Below are 17879 nucleotides of genomic sequence, written 5' to 3'. Positions count from 1 at the left end.
CTTTTGCGATTTGCGAATGGGTGAAAGGTAGCTTTCCATTTGGAACTACGACAGCTGCTAATTTACAGGATCATGAGATGATTCACAATAGCTGCTCAACCATTAGTTCTTTATGTATACAACCATTCCAGTGAAATACTACGTTTAAAAATATTTTTTTTTCAAGGCTAGCTTTTACTTTTTTAAGTGGATGGTTGCTTTTTAAAACTTATTTGTTAAGGTGGAATTTTATGATTAGAATTATAGCTAGGATAACTCGTTTATAATTTCATTAGACCTTCTGGAAAACCTATTGCTAAATGGCAATTTTGGTGTCGAAGCTTGTCTATGCTCCTCAAATACATTTAGTATGCTGCGGTGCTCGACTGCGCTTCTCCTAAAAACTGCTGATCACAAATAGGTTTTGCAGAAGGTCTAGTAATAACTGGTATTTTTTGCAGTGAAGGCGCTGCTTTTTAATTTGAAGCAGTTAGGCAAGATGTCTCAAAATTATAAATCAAAATCTATATGCAATATAAAACCTATTCCAGACATATTGTTTACACGCTAGTGTTGTTTGGTTTGCTCGTTTTAAGCGGAAAGAGTTGTTTCGAAAGATTTCAAGACAAATTTTGGCCACCTAAAGATAATCTAGATAGTAGCGCTGGGAAAGCGCATCTCTCTGAGTATACGCCAGCTAAAAACAAAGATAGTAATACATCCTCAGATCCAGTTCAGAAGGTTTTGGATGTAGATGCAGGAGCGAAATGTGATAAAGGGCAGAGAGGGGGAGTGGTGGTTATGCACCACCGCCGCCATCCAGTCCATCGGTGGAAGTGGATCGGGAACTCCCATTAGATGATTCTATCAAGGTATTACAAGCAACTGATACAGATCTGTGTTCATCTTTTGTGGTTGTATATGAGGAATTTATACATATAAATCCGAACAAAAAATCGGCTCCAGAAATGCCAAATCCGATGCCGCAGGAGCTGGATCAGAAAAAGTCTGGGCAAGGGCTAGGTAAAGAAGTATCGAATGTAGATAGGAGGTGAATACAGAAACGAAACAAATACCTGTTCAACCTGTTGCACAGAATGATTCAGAAGAGGTAGTGACGGTGGCTGAACAAGAGGATGATGAGGGAGGCACGCTAGGATTAGTAGAAGATTCACTTGATCCTTTGACGAATGATGCAGAGGAACAGGAGGATAATAAGGATAATAAGGAAGGAGTGTTAGAAAAAGAGATACTTGAACCTCTGGAAGAGAATGGTTTAGAGGAAGAGGATGATGAAGAGGAAGTGGAGACGTTGGCTCAACAGGATTATAATGGGGGAGGAGCATGTGATAGCTGCCTGGATAAATCGGATCCTGTATAAGGGAAGCTTGTATTTTAATTAGACCTTCTGCAAAACCTATTGCTAAATGGCAATTTTGTGGTCTATGCTCCTCAAATACATTTAGTATTCTGGCGACTGCGCTTCTCCTAAAAACTGCTGATCACAAACAGGTTTTGAAGAAGGTCTATTGTATTGGAATAGACGGCCCAGCTTTTTAAGCTTAATTTGGTTATATCAAAATATTTTTTTAAATACAAAAAATTAACTGTTTTTAATTAGTAGGCGTTGCTTTGAGCAACTGTTCAACTTTTTTAGCATTCAAGAGGTAACCTAATCTGCTTAACAGATAGGCAAGCCAAACCAATTAAGGTATAAGTCAATAGGCTATATGCAACATAGAACATACTCAAGGCAACTTTTTACCATTGTAGCGCTGTTGGGTTGCATCATTTTTAATGGAGGCTGTTGTTTGAAAACGGTTCGAGCTGTCTATTCTAGTGGCAGTGAGTCATCTGGTTGGTCTGAAAAGGAAGCGTGCAGCTCATCTGAAAAAGAAGATAGCTTTCGTCTTCAAGCAATGCGTAGTACTACCTATGATCAGGTAGATCTATCAGATGATCAACGCGAGCTGATGCGCAAGCTGATCATTAATTTTTGTAAAATTCTAAATAAGCTACAGGATGATCTAGCTAATTATATTAGAACTGCTTACATGAGCGGAGCGTTGACGGAACAAAAAATGAAACAGAAACAAGCATGTATGAGCGATTGTATGTTTCAGTTTGTTTCTGTTGCTTTTAATGCTATAGCCAAATTACAAACTGCCTCAAGTGTTCTTATCCAGTTTGTAAAGTGTTTTTCTGATGCGCTTGTTTTTGTATCCGAATTGCAAGCTGCTCAAATTGTCCCTAGACAGTTTGTACAGTTTTTTTCTTATATGCTTGCTTGTCTAGATCAATCGCACAATTTTCGAGTGAATCCTGTAGAAATACTGAAGCGTTTAATTGCACAATTAAATACAGCGCAGAAAGAGTTGTTAAAGGAGGAGATCAAACAACAGGCAAACGAATGTCCTATATGCTTATCTCGCCTGAAAGGTAGTTTGATAGTTCTTCCATGTCATCCTGCGCATGTCTTTCATGATGAATGTATCAGGGCATGGGTTGCTCATGAGATTCCTTCTCCTTGTCTTCCTTCCCTATGCAAATGGTGCCGATCCCTCTGCCTAAAATATTTCTACCAATTCAATAAACCTTCCTGTCCGCTCTGTAAGCAAAACTTTAACCCAATTGATTTAGGCCTAATCGGTGATTGCTGTCAGATGCCCACATGATAGCTGTTGTTTGTATTAGCCACTTGCTTTCTTTTAGCACTACTATCCCCAAAACAAGTAAAACCGCGCCCTTGGAAAAAGTTATGATCAGAAAGTTGCACTTTCAGGAACTTTTTCCAAAGGGCGCTTGATTTTTTGCTTACTTTTTGATCAAGCAAAAAGTAAGAGAAAGATTCCATACTGACTTGAATAGATGCTAATTTTTACCTGATTTTTAGGGTTACCAAGGTAGCAATAGCCAATAAAATGCTAAGGATTAAAAACCGCGTTACAATCTTTGATTCATGCCATCCTAACTTCTGATAGTGGTGGTGGAGTGGTGCCATTTTAAAAATTCTTCTACCCACTCCGTAACGCTTTTTGGTAAATTTAAAATAGCTGGTTTGCAATATCACTGATAGGTTTTCCATCAGAAAGATACCACATAGCATGGGAATCAGCAGTTCCTTTCGAATACAAATGGCTACTACGGCAATAATGGCGCCAATCGTTAGGCTGCCTGTATCACCCATAAAGACTTGTGCAGGATAAGCATTGTACCAAAGAAAGCCCATACATGATCCACAAATGCACAACAAAATATAGTAAGCTCTCCCAAATTTGGGATATACATGATATTTAGATATTTGGCAAATATAATGTGGCCAGATAAGTAAGCAAGGACGGCTAGTGTAGTACCAACGATTACAGAGGTGCTAGCCGTTAATCCATCAAGGCCATCTGTTAGATTGGAGCCATTTGATACAGCAGAAATAATAAAAGCTACAATGGCCATATAAACGATCCATGTATAATTTGCATTGCCCAGCAACCAGGCTGTTATTTGTGCATAATCCAGCTCATTGCCTTTTAAAAAAGGGATGGTTGTTTTGGTGGATTTTATATCGTTATATCCAGAGGGAGTCGCTTGAGTGGCTACACCAATAGATAGCTCCTGTGCTATTGTAGGTAGCTCACGTATCACTACGTCTTTATGCAGATAAAGCGTAGTACTTACAATAAGGCCTAAGACTATTTGGCCTAATAGTTTAATCCATCCATTGAGCCCATTTTTTTGCTTTTTAAATACTTTGATGTAGTCGTCCAAAAAGCCAACTAATCCCATCCAAATAGTAGTTATTAATAGTAGGACTATATATACATTATGCAATTTTGAAAAAAGCAAGGTGGGCACCACGGTTGCCAGTATAATAAGTCCCCCCCCATAGTAGGGGTGTTGATTTTCTTTGTGGCTTCATTAAATCCCAATGCTCGATTGGATTCCGTTATCTTTCTTTTGCTTAAGTAGCCTATAAAGCGCTGTCCTACTAGAAAAATGATGGTAAAAGAGCTAAGCGTAGCCATAGCCGCTCGAAAAGAGATATACTTAAATAGACCTGTTCCGGGCCATTGAAAGGCAGCATGTAGATACTTGAATAAATAGTATAGCATATAAACCCTTTGATCTATCCCTTTAACAACCTCCTGAGTATTTTACCTATAGGCGATTTGGGTAAGCTATTACAAAATTCCACATATTTAGGCACCTTATAGCGGGTCATTTTGGCTTTACAATAGGCTATGATTTCCTCAGCGGTAAGCGTTGCATCTTTTTTCACAATAAAAACCTTAATGGCTTCTTTTAGTGTGACATCAGTTATGCCAATAGCACCTACCTCTAATACTTTTGGATGCCCTATGAGGGTTTGTTCTATTTCATTGGGGTATACGTTAAAGCCAGAAATATTGATCATATCTTTTTTGCGGTCTACAATAGATACAAATCCATTTTCATCCATAGTGGCTATATCGCCTGTTTTAAACCATCCATTCACAAAAGCGCTTGCTGTTTCTATCGGTTTTTGCCAATAGGCTTGCGTCAGTTGGGGGCCTTTAATGAGTAGTTCTCCAGCTGTTCCATAGGGCACCTCTTTACCTGTTTCGTCCGCTATGATTACAAATGTGCCAGGTAGCGGCATATGGTGGATGCCATTGATCATATCGGTGGAGACACCAGGCGAACATTCCGTTAGTCCATACCCTTCCATCAGCTTGCTTCCGGTTTGGTGTTCCCACTGGTTTTTAACCTTGTCTTGCGTTTTCATGCCACCTGCTATGGTAAGCTTTAAAGCAGTAAGCTTTAGTTTTTTAAAATTTTTATGTGCCAGTAGCTTTTCAAATAATGTATTAATGCCTATTAAACAAGTAGGCTTACGTTTCCGCAATTCTTTTATAAACTTTGGGATGTCTCTAGGATTTGTAATCAGTGAACATTTTGCGCCTAGCTTAGCCATTGCAAATAGGCTGCCTAATCCTAAAATATGATAAAGCGGCAGTGGAATCATTGTCCGCTCTTCTTTTTCCTTTAAGAAAAGGCGCATGACAGGTTCTAATTGTTGGAAATTAGCGGTAAGGTTCCCATGCGATAGCATGGCTCCTTTTGATACCCCTGTGGTTCCACCTGTATATTGTAAAAAAGCAGTATCGGAAGATTTTAAGGCAACAGGGTGAAAAATAGTCTCTTTCCCTTTTGCTAACACCTCCTTAAAAGAGATGGCTTGTGGCAGGTGGTAAGCAGGAATCAGTTTTTTAATATGTTTGATGGCAAAGTTGAGTAATTTCCCTTTTATCGAGCCAAGCATATCACCCACTTTGGTAACGATAATGGTTTGAATAGATGTATCTGGCAAGATTTCAGCCAGCTTGTGGGCAAAGTTTTCCAGTACAACGATCGCGCGTACACCAGCATCTTTCAGCTGGTAGGCCATTTCAGAAGGGGTATACTGCGGATTGATATTGACTACTACTAACCCAGCACGCAACATGCCCAATACAGCAATCGGATATTGCAATAGATTGGGTAGCTGAATGGCTACATGTGATCCTACTGATAGATTGGTATGCTGCTGAATATAAGCTGCAAAAGATTTAGATAACTTATCTACTGCATGGAAACTCAGCACTTTGCCCATGTTTTCACACATTGGCAGGTCTTTATATTGCTCAAAAATTTCTTCCATGAAATGGACGAGTGAGCTATACCTAGAAGTATCAATTGTATCTGGGATTGAAGCGGGATAATGCTGCACCCAAGGTCTTTGTATCATGGCAGTATATAAAAACTATTTTAGTGTTTTTTAGAAACTATTGCAATATAGTATAATTTTATAGAATGCGATACTGCCCATTTAAAATTTACTGATTTGGCCAGGTGATATGATCATAAGCACTTGGCTTGTAGTAGTCTATTGTAGACCTTCTGGAAAACCTATTTCTAATGGCAATTTTGGTGTCGAAGCTTGTCTATGCTCCTCAAATACATTTAGTATTCTGCGGTGCTCGACTGCGCTTCTCCTAAAAACTGCTGATCACAAATAGGTTTTGCAGAAGGTCTTGTGTATCGCGTCTTTTACAATTTTATTTTTTAGATTTGGACCATCTATATAAGACCATACAGACTATTTTCTTTATTAAACCTATGTCAGGTAAGAAGACCCCATTACAAGTTTGCATTAAGAATAGGCAAGCCCATTTTTCCTATACCTTTTTAGATCGGTATACTGCTGGCCTTATTTTACAAGGTACAGAGATAAAGTCCATTCGAATGGGCAAAGCATCGCTTCAGGAGGCCTATTGTTATTTCAATCGAGGGGCCCTTTGGATCAAGGGGATGCATATTGCCCCCTATAGCCATGGTAACATCTATAATCATGAAGAAAAACGTGACCGTCAGTTGTTGTTACAGAAAAAAGAACTGCAAAAACTACTTAAAAACCAAGCAAAAGGGCTTACCATTATTCCTATAGAATTGTTTATCAGCCCACGCGGGTTTGCTAAGCTAGCCATTGCCCTAGCACGTGGTAAAAAACTATATGATAAGCGTCAGGCTATTAAAGAAAGAGATTTAGAACGATCTAGAGAGATTTGATCTAGATCCCTACCTTGCCAAGGCCTCCTTTTTTTTGCTAAAGATTTTGTGAAGCCAATAAAAAATATTAAATTGATATAACCTTAGGTGATTATATCAATAATAGGTGTACAACACATTGGGGTTGACTGGAATTGACGGGAAGGTTAAATCCAATGTAAGCATGCGAGGTGTTGTAAGTATTACCTCTCATATCAAACTTACACAGTGCATAAATGGCAACGATGGTCTGCCTATTATCCTTCCTAAGGCCTGGACTCTTACTTTAAGTCTAAGAAGAAAACGAGAAGAAGAAGAGGAAGAAGGCGCTGACGCATTGCGTTTGGCTGCTTAATCGATAGATTAAGAAGGATATGTCCCGCTGGTTTTTGTTCTATGGGATCAGCATAGGGGCATCGATGCATGGAACTAGTGTCACCAGGTACGTGATGGTGGCATAAAGCATAACCGCGTATAAGTGCAACATTAGGTCTGTTGCTGACCTTGGTTGCGCCGACAATAAACAGCGACTAAGCATGTAGAAAGCGTTGCGGTTTTCTTGTTCGGACGAGGGTTCGATTCCCTCCAGCTCCACATTATGAAAAAAAAGTATGCCTTGAAAAGGCTATGATGACGTAGGTTTGCCCTTAATAGTAGGGGCAGGGCTGTAATAAAGTCATTATGAAGTAGCCTATAATCCATTCCATTCAAGGTAATCAGTTTGTGTGCGGTATCCATTCAGCCATCTGGCAATGTTATACTCCAAAAAAAGAAAAACGCCCATTGTAAAAAGTTACGTTTAGAAAGCAGCGCTTAGAGCTGAATAGAAAAACAGCATGTCTGAGCCCGCATAGCGGGCGAGTTCTGTTTTTCCAGCTCTAAGCGCTGCTTTTAGCAACTTTTTGCACAGGGCTTGATTTTTTGTCCACTTTTTGATCAAGCAAAAAGTGGTAGGCATAATCATCCTGGTGATCAAGAAAAAATGTGATATAAATGCCTTTTTACCACTGGTTTGAACAGATACCGACTAAGTGACGTTTTAAAAAACGCGCCCTTGGAAAAAGTTGCGATCAGAAAGTGCAGCTTACAGATGAATAGAAAAACAGTTTCCTTTGAAACATGTCCTTATATCCCATAGCACTTTTTTACGACTCCATTCAAAATGAGCAATACTTTCAAATTGGTTCATTTAAAAAACCAATTGGAATAGACGGCGGTCTAGTTGCTTCATTTCTATATCCATTCAACCATACTGAATTGGTCAAGCTACCCGCACTTTTTGTAGAGATAGATGCTATAAAAGTGCCTTATTCCATTAAAAATATTATCTCTACGGAGCAAAAAACGATTGTACACCTAAATCTTATTCAATCCAAAACAGCAGCTTATGCACTCCGCAATCTACCTTTATTCCTTCCAATCACCCTGAAACCCAAATGGGTGCAAGCTACGCTGCCTTATAGTTTAGTAGATGGCCTCGTAGAAGAAGTTGTATTGGGCCAATTGGGTAAAATAGAAGCCATATATTGTATGCGGGATCAATATATGATGGCCGTTAACTACCTTGCGAAAGAATTATTGATTCCTTATTGTAAGCCATTTTTGATTCATGTGGATGAAATGCAAAAAAAGGTTACCATACAGCTTCCAGAAGGCTATCTAGAGGCCATGTTGTAGCTTTGGGTTATAGGCTATTGGTTAAGCATTACTACCTTGTAATGTGCAATACGATTATACATTTCCTAAATTAAAAAAAGCAGGATATGCCATCCATTTCCAATAAACCTTAAAATTTCTAATCATGAAAAAATTACCCATTGGTGTCAGTAACTTTCATAAGTTACTATCTAATGATTACCTGTTTTGTGATAAGACAGCCATGATTGCTGATTTACTCAAAAGCGGTGATGAGGTTACCTTAATTACGCGTCCTCGTCGTTGGGGTAAGACACTCAATATGTCTATGCTGCAACATTTTTTTGCATCAGAATTGAATGGTATCACTACAGCAGGTTTATTTGATGATTTAGCCATTGGCAAGTTAGAAGGTGGTAAGTATGTTAGGGAACATCAAGGCAAGCATCCGGTTATTATGATCAGTTTTAAAGATGTGAACGCAGCTGATTTTCAAGGGGCTTATAATGCGGTCTATGAATTGATACTCGAACTTTATAGCTTCCATCTCTATCTATTTACAAGTGATAAAATCAATGCGTTACAATTAGAGCAACTCTATGTGATTCGCAATAGGCAAGCCAATCAACAAGTATTAGAAAATGCTTTAAAACTATTAAGTCAATGCCTTTACCAACACCATGGTCAGAAGGTTTATATGCTAATAGATGAATATGATACGCCACTTAATAAAGCTTATGGCAATAAGGCATACTTGGATGCTATGGTGGCATTGATGCGTAATCTATTTAGCGCTGCTTTAAAAGACAATACTGCACTAGAGAAAGGTATTTTAACCGGTATATTACGTGTTTCCAAAGATAGTATGCTTTCTGGTTTGAATAATCTAGAGACCTATACTATTTTGGATGACGCATATAGTAGCCATTTTGGTTTTAGAGAAGTAGAAGTTGAATCTTTATTTAAGGCAAAAGATCTTGGTACTTCTATGGAAGCAGTAAGAAATTGGTATAATGGCTATAAGGTAGGTGGTTTAGTCATGTATAATCCCTGGTCTATTATTTCTTGCATCAATAGATCCGGTCGTTTTGATGTTTACTGGGTAAACACGGGTAATAATGATTTAGTTAAGGAACTATTGTTTCGTTCTGGATCAGGAATTAAGTCTAAGTTTGAGCGATTGATGCAAGGAGCATCATTTTCTGTACCGATAGATAAACACCTATCTTTTGATTTACTAGGAAGAGATGATAACGCTTTATGGAGCTTACTCTTATTTGCTGGCTATTTAAAGTTTGAGACTGTTGCCTTTAATGAATATAATGGATTACATGATTGTCAACTGTTGATTCCTAATAAAGAAGTACATACGCTTTATAATCGTTTTTTTAGAGAATGGCTCAGTAATCAATTTGATGAAGTAGATGAATATGAATCTTTTTTAGATCACTTGATAACTGGTAATGTACCTTGTTTTACACAAGCATTAAGATGCTTTTTATTGCAAAGTGTTAGTTGTTTTGATACCCATGTTGCAAGAAAATCAGAGGGTTTCTATCATGGCTTTGTTTTGGCTATGCTAGCCAGCTTGGGTAGAACCCATTATATACGGTCGAATCGAGAAAGTGGCTTTGGAAGATATGATCTGCTATTAATCCCTAAACAAGAAGGTTTAAAAGCGCTGCTATTAGAATTTAAGCAAGTTCGGAAAGAAGAAGAACTAGAAAATGCCTCTAAACTTGCCTTAGCGCAAATAGAAGAACAAGCCTATCATACGGAGTTATTACAATATCCCCATGTAAAAGAAGTAATAGGATGCGGTATTGCTTTTTCTGGAAAGTCAGTTCTAACTGCTTACGTAACTTATGATCTCGTTCGTAAACAATCTGGAGATGTTAGTTTAACCAGTAAATATAGTGAGCAAGAGGTAACCCCTTAGCTCAATTTACCATTTCTGAAATAAAGAACTAATAAATGTATGGGGATCAAAAGGCCTTAAGTCTTCGATTTTTTCGCCTACACCGATATATTTAATTGGAATAGCAAACTGATCTGCTATGCCCAGCACCATACCTCCTTTAGAGGTTCCATCTAGTTTGGTTACAACGATTCCGGTTACGGCTACAGCAGCTGTAAAAGCTTCCGCTTGAAGAAAGGCATTTTGCCCATTTGTACCATCCAGTACCAGTAATACCTCTTGTGGCGCACCAGGAAGGCACTTTTGGATGGTTCGCTTAATTTTAGCGAGTTCATTGATAAGATGTACTTTGGTATGCAATCGGCCGGCTGTATCTATAATGGCCACATCTGTATTATTCCGTATGCTTTGTTGTACCGTTTCATGTGCAACAGAAGAAGGGTCTGACTGCATCGCTCGTGCTACCACCTCTGCCCCTACACGATTGCCCCAAATGGTAAGCTGTTCTACTGCTGCTGCACGGAAGGTATCTGCAGCACCCAGCGTCACTTTTTTTCCTTGACCTATAAACTGTGCAGCCAGTTTGCCAATAGTGGTAGTTTTACCTACACCATTTACCCCTACTACCAGTATGATATGCGGATGAGTGGGTGCAATAGGATCCTGCGGGGTGCTGGGCGCAATATGTAAAAGCTGCTCAGTCTCAGACTGTAAAATTTGATCTAGCTCATTTGTGGTAAGGTATTTATCCCGTGCTACACGTTGTTCTATAGCAGCTATAATCTTAAGCGTGGTAGATACGCCCACATCTGAACCAATCAGCAATTCCTCTAACCTATCTAATACCTCACTATCAACCGTAGACTTGCCAGCAATAATTTTAGAAAACTTACTCCAAAAAGACTGACGTGTCTTGGACAGCTCTTCCACTAAATGCGTTTTAGAGGCCGCCCGCTTAGAAAAAAAATCAAAAATACCCATAGCAAGTAACTAGTCTGCTTAGCCAATGGTCATGCTAGGCAATAAACAAATAGGATAAGACCCCTTTCAAAACGCTATTTCTAATGGCAATCTTGGCGTCGAAGCTTGTCTATGCTCCTCAAATACATCTAGTATTCTGCGGTGCTCGACTGTGCTTCTCCTAAAAACTGCTGATCACAAATAGGTTTTGAAAGCGGTCTATAGCTAAAAAATACGCATGGCTATGCCCTGCTAGATAGAATCTCTTTTATTGCTTCAGAGGGTACAATTCTGCTGCGAAAAGTGTAAGCTCCTGTTTTTGCTGATCTTTTTACTTGAATCAGCTTGGTCAACTTAACCGTATCTCCTTTAGAAAGGATTGCTACTACTTTCTTTGCCATAGTTAATGATTATTTAATTTCCTTATGAAGGGTATGTCGTTTGAGTATAGGATTATACTTTTTGAGTTCCATTCGTGCAGTAGTAGTCGTTCTGTTCTTTTCCGTACAGTAGCGCGACATACCCGGTATTCCGCTGCTTTTGTGCTCTGTACACTCTAAGATTACTTGAACCCTACCGCCTTTTTTCTTTGCCATTTTGCTTTACTACTTTTTATGAGATTTCAAGTGATTGCCATTTAGACCAACCAGTGGTATTTCTTGGACAGCGTCCCCTTCTGCTTGGCCTCTTTTAACACCGCATGAATTCCCTTTTTATTAATGGTACGGATAATAAAAGTAGAAACCTTCAATGGAATCCAAATACCCTCTTCTGGAATATAAAAACGCTTCTTTTGCAAATTTGGATAAAACCATCTCTTGGTTTTATTATTTGCATGCGATACATTATTCCCTACAATGGGCTTTTTCCCTGTTATATCACAAATTCTTGCCATGCTTCTATATGCTTTATAAATACGTACAAATATAGGATAACGAAAGGATTATTCAAATGGTTTTAGCAAGTCTTTCTGAATTGTTATCCTTTTTAGCTTTCATGAGCGCTTTTAAATTTCTTCCTTTTTTTAAAAGGTAAGCCCTCTTCCTCTTTTTCTTTTAATTTTTCAATAATTTCTTTGTAAAGGTTAAGCTTCAGTGCTAATGCTAGGGGGGTATATTCGAATTGATCTTCTTTATTGAAATCTATCCTAGATGGTGGTAAGCTTAATAGCTGATTCAGTATACTATCTTTTTTGTAGTATAGGTATTGCATCAGCAGAGAATCCCCTTTGGTTATGGCATAGTCCATTGCTGTTATCATGGCATGCAAAATAGTTTCCCCTTTTTTACCCTCTATATTCAGGTCAACTTTATACTCAATGAGCACCTTAAGCATATCATTGCGGCCTCGCGCAACGATCCAATGCGCAATGGTATTCCCCTGGCTATCTTGCTCACCCATTTTCCATTCAGGCAGTAATAACTTGAATATTTCTAAACTTATTGTTCGAGAAGACTACTCGTCTTCTGCTGAACATGCTGGACCTGTTGTCCAATATATAGCAGCACAACCGCCTTCACCCTTTTCTGTGTCTATATGCGTTTTCAGGTTGATAAATTTTTATATGATTGCAAATTTGATTTAGCATATTGCAATATTGCTTTTACAGCTTCTAGGCTATTGTTTGCCACTGCCCAATGCAAAGCAGTCTTGCCATCTTTATCTGTTTCCATGCTATCAACTTTAGGACCATTTAATAGTGTATTCAATATTTGGAGATGTGCTTGGCTATATTGCCCCTTGTTGATCCTTATCCACTGCATAATGTAGCGGAGTAAAGCCTTCTTGATCTTTTTGATTGGTGCGGTCTTCAGGTTTGTTTCTACAATATTCCAATATTGCTTCTACAGCTTCTAGATTATTGTTTATGACTGCCTGGTGCAAAGCAGTCTTGCCATCTTTATCTATTTTTGTGATCTGAACCTTAGGATCATTTAATAGTGTATTCAATATTTGGATCCGTTTTTTTCTATATTCTTCTTTTTCATCCTTGTCTACTGCATAATGTAGCGCAGTAAGCCCGTCTTGATCTTTTTGATTGATAAAATCTGGAAGTTTGTTTCTATATTGCTCCAATATTAGCGCTACTGAATTTGGAAGGTTATTTTTTGTTGCCCAATGGAGGACCGTCATCTTCTGCTTATCCCCTTGGCTGCTGTTAGGATATTTTAACAGTAACTTCAGTATCTTTAAGTTGTTATCAGCTGCCCTTCCAGTTTTATATGAGAATTTTTTGTTCAGTGCCCAATGTATAGGAAGATAACCTTCGTTGTCTGTTTGGTTAACCCTTATGCAGGGTCTATCTGTATTTTTATATTTAAGTTTATCTTCATTTAGTATGATCTGAACCTTAATAAGCTCATTTTGAGAGACTGCAGTATGTAATGGATAAGATGACTCTCCTTGTATAGGATAGTTGTCCGGATAATTTGAGGGTTGCGCATCATGCGCATAATTTTTTTTTGTAGGCTTGGTAATAGATCTTAGCCAAGGAACCATGTGATACATATAATATAACTTGATTGACTACAGGAAAGAATAAAAATTAAAAGGATACTATACAGCATATTGAAGGATTTAGTTTGTTATTTACAAATAAAATAATTATTAAAAAATATAATCTATAAATTTTATACAATGATTCAAAAATATATTCGTACTTTTTTACCAGTAGATTATGCTATAACAGATTGGGCTTCTATTCAACCTTTTTATAGTGATTTGCTTGCTAGAACCCTTGCTTCATTGGATGGGCTCAAGCAGTTTTTAGCCGATTGAAGCGAATTAGAGGGGGTGCTAGAAGAAGATGCTGGATGGCGTTACATTCATACTTCTTGCGATACTACTGATTTGACTGCTAAAAGTCGTTATGAATACTATATTACTGCCATAGCGCCTCATGTAGCAGCTGTTACAGATCAATTGCATCAAAAAGTTTTAGGTGCAGAAGGGGTTGATCTATTGCGTCAGGAAACCCAATATGACATCTTTTTTCGAAAGATTGAAAATCAATTGCGTTGTTACAGAGTGGAAAATATACCCATTCAGGCCGAGATTCAGCTTAATACAACGCAATTTGGTGTGATTTCAGGTGCGATGATGGTAGAGATAGCTGGAAAAACTTGCACGTTGCAGCAAGCTGCACCCCATTTAGAATCTACAGATAGGGTTTTTCGACAAGAGGTATATGATAAGGTATGCCAACGGAGGTTACAAGATAAAGATGCACTGAATGCACTCTACTCAAAGTTGATTCAACAACGCCATCAATTGGCCATAAATGCTGGTTTCAAGAATTTTAGAGATTATGCTTTTGTATCCATGAATCGTTTTGATTACACTCCAGGGGATTGTTTTACCTTTCATGTAGCGATCAAAGAGGAAATCGTACCGCTACTCAATGAACTAGCAGCAGATCGAAAAAAGCAGCTAGGTTTGGCCACACTGCAACCATTTGATCATGCAGTAGATATAGCGGGCAGAAAGCCATTGCGTCCCTTTACTGATGTGGGAGAGCTGGTTGCGAAAACGATTACGGTATTTGAGCGGTTGGATCCTTTTTTAGGAGATTGTTTGCGTACCATGCAAGAGATGGGTCATTTGGACTTAGCTTCCCGGAAGGGAAAAGCACCTGGTGGGTACAACTATCCATTAGATGAGAGCGGGGTACCTTTTATTTTTATGAATGCCGTTTCCACTCTAAGTGACCTGTTGACCATGTTTCATGAAGGCGGCCATGCCGTTCATTCTTTTTTAGTACATGGCTTGACCTTAAATGCTTTTAAGCATTGTCCATCAGAGATTGCAGAGTTGGCTTCCATGTCTATGGAGTTGCTTACCATGCCCCATTGGGATGTTTTCTTTACCAGTCAAGAAGCGCTCAACCGTGCCAAAAAAGACCATTTGATCCATGTGATCAGTTGTTTACCCTGGATGGCTACTATTGATGCTTTTCAACATTGGGTCTATGAACATCCCGGTCATACCTTAGCAGAACGAGCAGACAACTGGGACCGTATCTTTAGTAACTTTTCAGATAGCATAACCGACTGGACCGGTTATGAGGAGGTAAAGCGCCATTTATGGCAAAAACAACTCCATCTTTTTGAAGTACCCTTCTATTACATTGAATATGCCATTGCGCAACTTGGTGCCATTGGCGTATGGAAGCATGCACAAGAAAACCCCAAACAAGCATTGGATCATTACCTAAATGCATTAAAGTTAGGCCATACCGCATCCATGCGTACAGTCTATGAAACCGCTGGAGTTGCTTTTGATTTTAGCAGTGCCCATATTCGTTCCCTGGCGCAATTTGTACGTCAGGCTTGGGCTGAGCTGTAGGGTAGGCTTAGCTGTATGGCCACGCTACCCGAGAAACAAACAACAATACCCCCTTGGAAAAATGGTTTGTCAAGCAGCCTCTGCTGCCAAATTTTGTGGTTGCTGCAATTTTGAATCGTGCGGGTGTAATACCTTTTTGCCAAAATCTTTAACCTTTTCGAACATTTCAGGATGGTGGAGTATATTTTTGGACACTTTTTTAGCGGGTAGCCCTAAAAAGCCATCATGAATGGCATCTGAAATAGTACATCTTGTGAAATCTACACTGTTATCTTTTGTGCAATCTTCACTGTTATACGGTGCGATATTTTCTGCAAGTTGACTATACAATGGAACGATCATGTCATGTGCTTTGTTATGATGCGTTTGGCCCACTATAACTTTGGTCCATAGGTTACGTAAAACTTTAAAGTCATTATCGCTTTCCTCAGGTAGGAATACCCTAAAGTCATTTCCTTCCCCTCCTATAGCTAGTATAGGAACTTCTGCACTAGGAAGCCTTTTTTGAACCCAGTTTAAAAATTCGCTTCCTGGTTTTAAATCGCCAGCTCCTTTACTACAACCTGAAAATTGGAATTTATTTACGCATTCTATAAGATCTTCTTGAAGCCAATTGGCATCTTTACCACGGGCTCTTGAAAATTCTTGCATTTCACTCATTACATGAGGATGTTGCAAACGTTTTAAGAACGGTCTGTGATCTGAATTAAGGGCAGGTGCCCCTTCCCATGGCGTGGCTAGCGTAATAATCCCCTTTACGTTTAATCGCTTCTTGTATATATAATACATACTATAAGCACAAAGACCACCTTGGCTATGCCCTATTAGTAGAGTAGGTCTCTTTGGTAAGATAGATATGTTTTTTAAAAGATCGTCGAAGCAAATAGTAGCTTGGTTTCTTATAGAAGAAGAGTAAGTTTCACCGTTCTCTAAACTGGTCAAAGCAATCACCTCAACACTAGGAAAAGCTTTCTTAAGTTCAGGTACCAGTTTATCAAAAGCGTAGGAACCGGAGCCCAACCCATGAAACAAGGCAATTAGTGGTTTGGTATTGCCTTGATTTGAGCTTGTAAAAGTGGTATCACTAAGTTTCTTGCAATTATCACAACCAATAACGATAGAAAGTAAGATGGTGAGGTAAATGGCAAAATTAAACTGGAACATTTGGTTATGAAGTTGTTATGGTTACTCTATTTTACCAATGGTTATGGATAGATGGTATAAACAGTATAAGTATAAGCAAGTCAAATAGAGACGCTATTTGCACGATGCATCCATGCATTTAAAATCTCCTGATCTAGTAGCGTCTGCCAGGTTTATTTCCATAGGGGTTGCGCCAAATAGTTTTTTAGTAGCATTTTTAAAAGCTGGGGTTAGTGTAGTTGCCATAAAACAATCGGGTCGTTTTTTTTTGGTGTTGTTTAAAAGGTTTGCTGCAGTTAGCCATGCTTTAACGTTTAATGCGGTAAGTTTTGCTACATCGATCACTTCAATCTTTTTTGCATAGCGTCTGCTGAAGAAGCTTTTTAAGGCTTTTTCTAAAAAGATATAATGGGTACAAGCTGGGATCAGCGCATCTATAGCTCCGATTTGCTTTAAATAACAATCTAATAAAAGATGATCTATCTTGCCACCATTGAAACAAGCTTCTACCATAGGAACCAGTAGGGGAGTGGCCAGCGCAGTAAGGGTAATGCCAGTGGTACGCAAGCGTTCTGCATAGATGCCCTGTGTTACGGTATAGGTTGTACCTATAAGACCTATCTGGTTGTAACGGTTGTTTTCAGTGATATAGGTGATTACTGGGTCAATGACATTAATGATATTCATGTCTGCGCCTACGGTTTTAAGGTAAGATGGCAAAAAACCATCTGCAGCAGCAGTGGCAGTGTTACAAGCCATTACCAGCAGCTTATAGCCTTTATGCAAGCAGAAGTTTACTACCTGCGCAATATAGCCACGTAGTGCCGTTGCGCGCTTTTCACCATAGGGTAGGTTTGTAGTATCTCCGATATAATGGATCGACTCCTCTGGTAAGCCTGCTTTGATGACCCTGGCAATGGCCAAACCACCTATACCACTATCATAAATGGCAATCGGTGCCTGTTTATAGCTGTCGGAAAACACAATAGCGGATACTGTTACAAGCGGACGGGTTTAAACGTTAAATATAAAAAAATGGCTCAAGCGAGGCTTCACAATACAATAAAGCTAGGGCGCTATAAATTTAGACCTTCTGCAAAACCTATTGCTAAATGGCAATTTTGTGGTCTATGCTCCTCAAATACATTTAGTATGCTGGCGACTGCGCTGCTCCTAAAAACTGCTGATCACAAATAGGTTTTGCAGAAGGTCTATTGGTAAACGATGTGGGCCCACCAGGACTTGAACCTGGGACCTGCTGATTATGAGTCAGATGCTCTAACCGACTGAGCTATGGGCCCGCTTTTAGGAAAGCTAATCTATTGTTACAGGGAAATTC

The 17879-nt window shown here is 39.0% G+C and carries 19 protein-coding genes, 1 tRNA gene, 1 other RNA gene and 1 pseudogene; 10 read left to right on the top strand and 12 right to left on the bottom strand.

Annotated features, from left to right (window positions below; genetic code table 11):
• The first annotated feature begins 507 nt into the window (after positions 1-507).
• The 4 genes from FPG78_RS00385 (at position 508) to FPG78_RS00370 (ending at position 2654) form a co-directional block, all read left to right on the top strand.
• Positions 508-837, top strand: a complete 330-nt coding sequence (locus FPG78_RS00385) for a hypothetical protein (RefSeq protein WP_144086116.1) — start codon at positions 508-510, stop codon at positions 835-837.
• A complete protein-coding gene (locus tag FPG78_RS00380) occupies positions 816-1034 on the top strand; it encodes a hypothetical protein (protein ID WP_144086115.1) in 219 nt (72 codons plus the stop codon). The genes FPG78_RS00385 and FPG78_RS00380 overlap by 22 nt, the downstream gene beginning before the upstream one ends.
• Complete coding sequence (locus FPG78_RS00375; protein WP_144086114.1) at positions 1031-1360, top strand: hypothetical protein; 330 nt, start codon at positions 1031-1033, stop codon at positions 1358-1360. Before FPG78_RS00380 ends, FPG78_RS00375 begins: the two co-directional genes overlap by 4 nt.
• 349 nt (positions 1361-1709) lie before the next feature.
• Positions 1710-2654, top strand: a complete 945-nt coding sequence (locus tag FPG78_RS00370) for an RING finger protein (protein ID WP_144086113.1) — start codon at positions 1710-1712, stop codon at positions 2652-2654.
• A gap of 203 nt (positions 2655-2857) precedes the next feature.
• On the opposite strand, the pseudogene mraY reads toward FPG78_RS00370, so the two are convergent.
• Positions 2858-4085, bottom strand: a pseudogene (gene mraY / locus FPG78_RS00365) (phospho-N-acetylmuramoyl-pentapeptide-transferase).
• Positions 4086-4099: 14 nt separating this feature from the next.
• On the bottom strand, positions 4100-5740 hold the full coding sequence (locus FPG78_RS00360) for an AMP-binding protein (RefSeq protein ID WP_144086112.1): 1641 nt from the start codon (positions 5738-5740) through the stop codon (positions 4100-4102).
• A 371-nt stretch (positions 5741-6111) separates the two neighbouring features.
• Here FPG78_RS00360 and smpB point away from each other — a divergent pair, with 371 nt between their 5' ends.
• The 4 genes from smpB to FPG78_RS00340 all read left to right on the top strand — a co-directional run bounded on the left by smpB (position 6112) and on the right by FPG78_RS00340 (position 10114).
• Entirely contained in the window at positions 6112-6561 is a 450-nt protein-coding gene (gene smpB / locus FPG78_RS00355) for an SsrA-binding protein SmpB (RefSeq protein ID WP_144086111.1), read from the top strand.
• Between the two features lie 120 nt (positions 6562-6681).
• Positions 6682-7137: a transfer-messenger RNA gene (ssrA, locus tag FPG78_RS00350) on the top strand.
• A 522-nt stretch (positions 7138-7659) separates the two neighbouring features.
• The gene (locus FPG78_RS00345; protein ID WP_144086110.1) at positions 7660-8217 is read left to right on the top strand and encodes a ribosome maturation factor RimM; all 558 of its coding nucleotides are present in this window, start codon (positions 7660-7662) and stop codon (positions 8215-8217) included.
• Positions 8218-8341: 124 nt separating this feature from the next.
• Positions 8342-10114, top strand: a complete 1773-nt coding sequence (locus tag FPG78_RS00340) for an AAA family ATPase (RefSeq protein WP_144086109.1) — start codon at positions 8342-8344, stop codon at positions 10112-10114.
• Positions 10115-10120: 6 nt separating this feature from the next.
• Here the strand turns inward: FPG78_RS00340 and ftsY are convergent, their stop codons facing one another.
• The 7 genes from ftsY to FPG78_RS00305 all read right to left on the bottom strand — a co-directional run bounded on the left by ftsY (position 10121) and on the right by FPG78_RS00305 (position 13552).
• Entirely contained in the window at positions 10121-11074 is a 954-nt protein-coding gene (gene ftsY / locus FPG78_RS00335; protein ID WP_144086108.1) for a signal recognition particle-docking protein FtsY, read from the bottom strand.
• A 221-nt stretch (positions 11075-11295) separates the two neighbouring features.
• Positions 11296-11454 (bottom strand): DUF4295 family protein, encoded by a 159-nt coding sequence (locus FPG78_RS00330; RefSeq protein WP_144086107.1) that lies wholly within the window; start codon positions 11452-11454, stop codon positions 11296-11298.
• A gap of 9 nt (positions 11455-11463) precedes the next feature.
• Entirely contained in the window at positions 11464-11649 is a 186-nt protein-coding gene (gene rpmG / locus FPG78_RS00325; RefSeq protein ID WP_144086106.1) for a 50S ribosomal protein L33, read from the bottom strand.
• A 41-nt stretch (positions 11650-11690) separates the two neighbouring features.
• Complete coding sequence (gene rpmB / locus FPG78_RS00320; protein ID WP_144086105.1) at positions 11691-11948, bottom strand: 50S ribosomal protein L28; 258 nt, start codon at positions 11946-11948, stop codon at positions 11691-11693.
• A gap of 92 nt (positions 11949-12040) precedes the next feature.
• Positions 12041-12484 (bottom strand): ankyrin repeat domain-containing protein, encoded by a 444-nt coding sequence (locus FPG78_RS00315; RefSeq protein WP_338140437.1) that lies wholly within the window; start codon positions 12482-12484, stop codon positions 12041-12043.
• Positions 12485-12597: 113 nt separating this feature from the next.
• Positions 12598-12816, bottom strand: coding sequence for an ankyrin repeat domain-containing protein (locus FPG78_RS00310; protein ID WP_144086103.1), 219 nt, complete (start codon positions 12814-12816; stop codon positions 12598-12600).
• Positions 12782-13552, bottom strand: a complete 771-nt coding sequence (locus FPG78_RS00305) for an ankyrin repeat domain-containing protein (protein ID WP_186292363.1) — start codon at positions 13550-13552, stop codon at positions 12782-12784. The genes FPG78_RS00310 and FPG78_RS00305 overlap by 35 nt, the downstream gene beginning before the upstream one ends.
• A 138-nt stretch (positions 13553-13690) precedes the next feature.
• Here FPG78_RS00305 and FPG78_RS08255 point away from each other — a divergent pair, with 138 nt between their 5' ends.
• Both FPG78_RS08255 and FPG78_RS00300 read left to right on the top strand, forming a co-directional pair.
• The gene (locus FPG78_RS08255) at positions 13691-13831 is read left to right on the top strand and encodes a hypothetical protein (RefSeq protein ID WP_320411046.1); all 141 of its coding nucleotides are present in this window, start codon (positions 13691-13693) and stop codon (positions 13829-13831) included.
• 15 nt (positions 13832-13846) lie between these two features.
• Positions 13847-15397 carry a M3 family oligoendopeptidase gene (locus tag FPG78_RS00300; protein WP_320411045.1) on the top strand — a complete coding sequence of 517 codons (1551 nt, stop codon included), beginning with the start codon at positions 13847-13849 and terminating at the stop codon, positions 15395-15397.
• A 69-nt stretch (positions 15398-15466) separates the two neighbouring features.
• Here the strand turns inward: FPG78_RS00300 and FPG78_RS00295 are convergent, their stop codons facing one another.
• The 3 genes from FPG78_RS00295 to FPG78_RS00285 all read right to left on the bottom strand — a co-directional run bounded on the left by FPG78_RS00295 (position 15467) and on the right by FPG78_RS00285 (position 17841).
• Complete coding sequence (locus FPG78_RS00295; protein ID WP_144086101.1) at positions 15467-16561, bottom strand: alpha/beta fold hydrolase; 1095 nt, start codon at positions 16559-16561, stop codon at positions 15467-15469.
• Positions 16562-16654: 93 nt separating this feature from the next.
• Entirely contained in the window at positions 16655-17524 is an 870-nt protein-coding gene (locus FPG78_RS00290; protein ID WP_186292361.1) for a glutamate racemase, read from the bottom strand.
• Positions 17525-17767: 243 nt separating this feature from the next.
• Positions 17768-17841 (bottom strand) — tRNA-Ile (locus FPG78_RS00285).
• Between the last annotated feature and the right edge of the window lie 38 nt (positions 17842-17879).

The sequence above is a fragment of the Cardinium endosymbiont of Dermatophagoides farinae genome, from assembly GCF_007559345.1.
GTDB lineage: Bacteria > Bacteroidota > Bacteroidia > Cytophagales > Amoebophilaceae > Cardinium.
Note: the sequence above shows the minus strand (reverse complement) of the source record. Positions and strands in the feature narration are given on the sequence as shown.

Excerpts from the sequence above, each read along its gene's own strand:
- FPG78_RS08255 (WP_320411046.1), top strand. The coding sequence starts at position 13,691 with ATGATTCAAAAATATATTCGTACTTTTTTACCAGTAGATTATGCTATA.
- rpmB (WP_144086105.1), bottom strand. The coding sequence starts at position 11,948 with ATGGCAAGAATTTGTGATATAACAGGGAAAAAGCCCATTGTAGGGAAT.
- ftsY (WP_144086108.1), bottom strand. The coding sequence starts at position 11,074 with ATGGGTATTTTTGATTTTTTTTCTAAGCGGGCGGCCTCTAAAACGCAT.
- FPG78_RS00295 (WP_144086101.1), bottom strand. The coding sequence starts at position 16,561 with ATGTTCCAGTTTAATTTTGCCATTTACCTCACCATCTTACTTTCTATC.
- FPG78_RS00305 (WP_186292363.1), bottom strand. The coding sequence starts at position 13,552 with ATGGTTCCTTGGCTAAGATCTATTACCAAGCCTACAAAAAAAAATTAT.
- FPG78_RS00310 (WP_144086103.1), bottom strand. The coding sequence starts at position 12,816 with ATGCAGTGGATAAGGATCAACAAGGGGCAATATAGCCAAGCACATCTC.
- FPG78_RS00385 (WP_144086116.1), top strand. The coding sequence starts at position 508 with ATGCAATATAAAACCTATTCCAGACATATTGTTTACACGCTAGTGTTG.
- FPG78_RS00370 (WP_144086113.1), top strand. The coding sequence starts at position 1,710 with ATGCAACATAGAACATACTCAAGGCAACTTTTTACCATTGTAGCGCTG.
- FPG78_RS00340 (WP_144086109.1), top strand. The coding sequence starts at position 8,342 with ATGAAAAAATTACCCATTGGTGTCAGTAACTTTCATAAGTTACTATCT.
- rpmG (WP_144086106.1), bottom strand. The coding sequence starts at position 11,649 with ATGGCAAAGAAAAAAGGCGGTAGGGTTCAAGTAATCTTAGAGTGTACA.
- FPG78_RS00330 (WP_144086107.1), bottom strand. The coding sequence starts at position 11,454 with ATGGCAAAGAAAGTAGTAGCAATCCTTTCTAAAGGAGATACGGTTAAG.
- FPG78_RS00345 (WP_144086110.1), top strand. The coding sequence starts at position 7,660 with ATGTCCTTATATCCCATAGCACTTTTTTACGACTCCATTCAAAATGAG.
- smpB (WP_144086111.1), top strand. The coding sequence starts at position 6,112 with ATGTCAGGTAAGAAGACCCCATTACAAGTTTGCATTAAGAATAGGCAA.
- FPG78_RS00360 (WP_144086112.1), bottom strand. The coding sequence starts at position 5,740 with ATGATACAAAGACCTTGGGTGCAGCATTATCCCGCTTCAATCCCAGAT.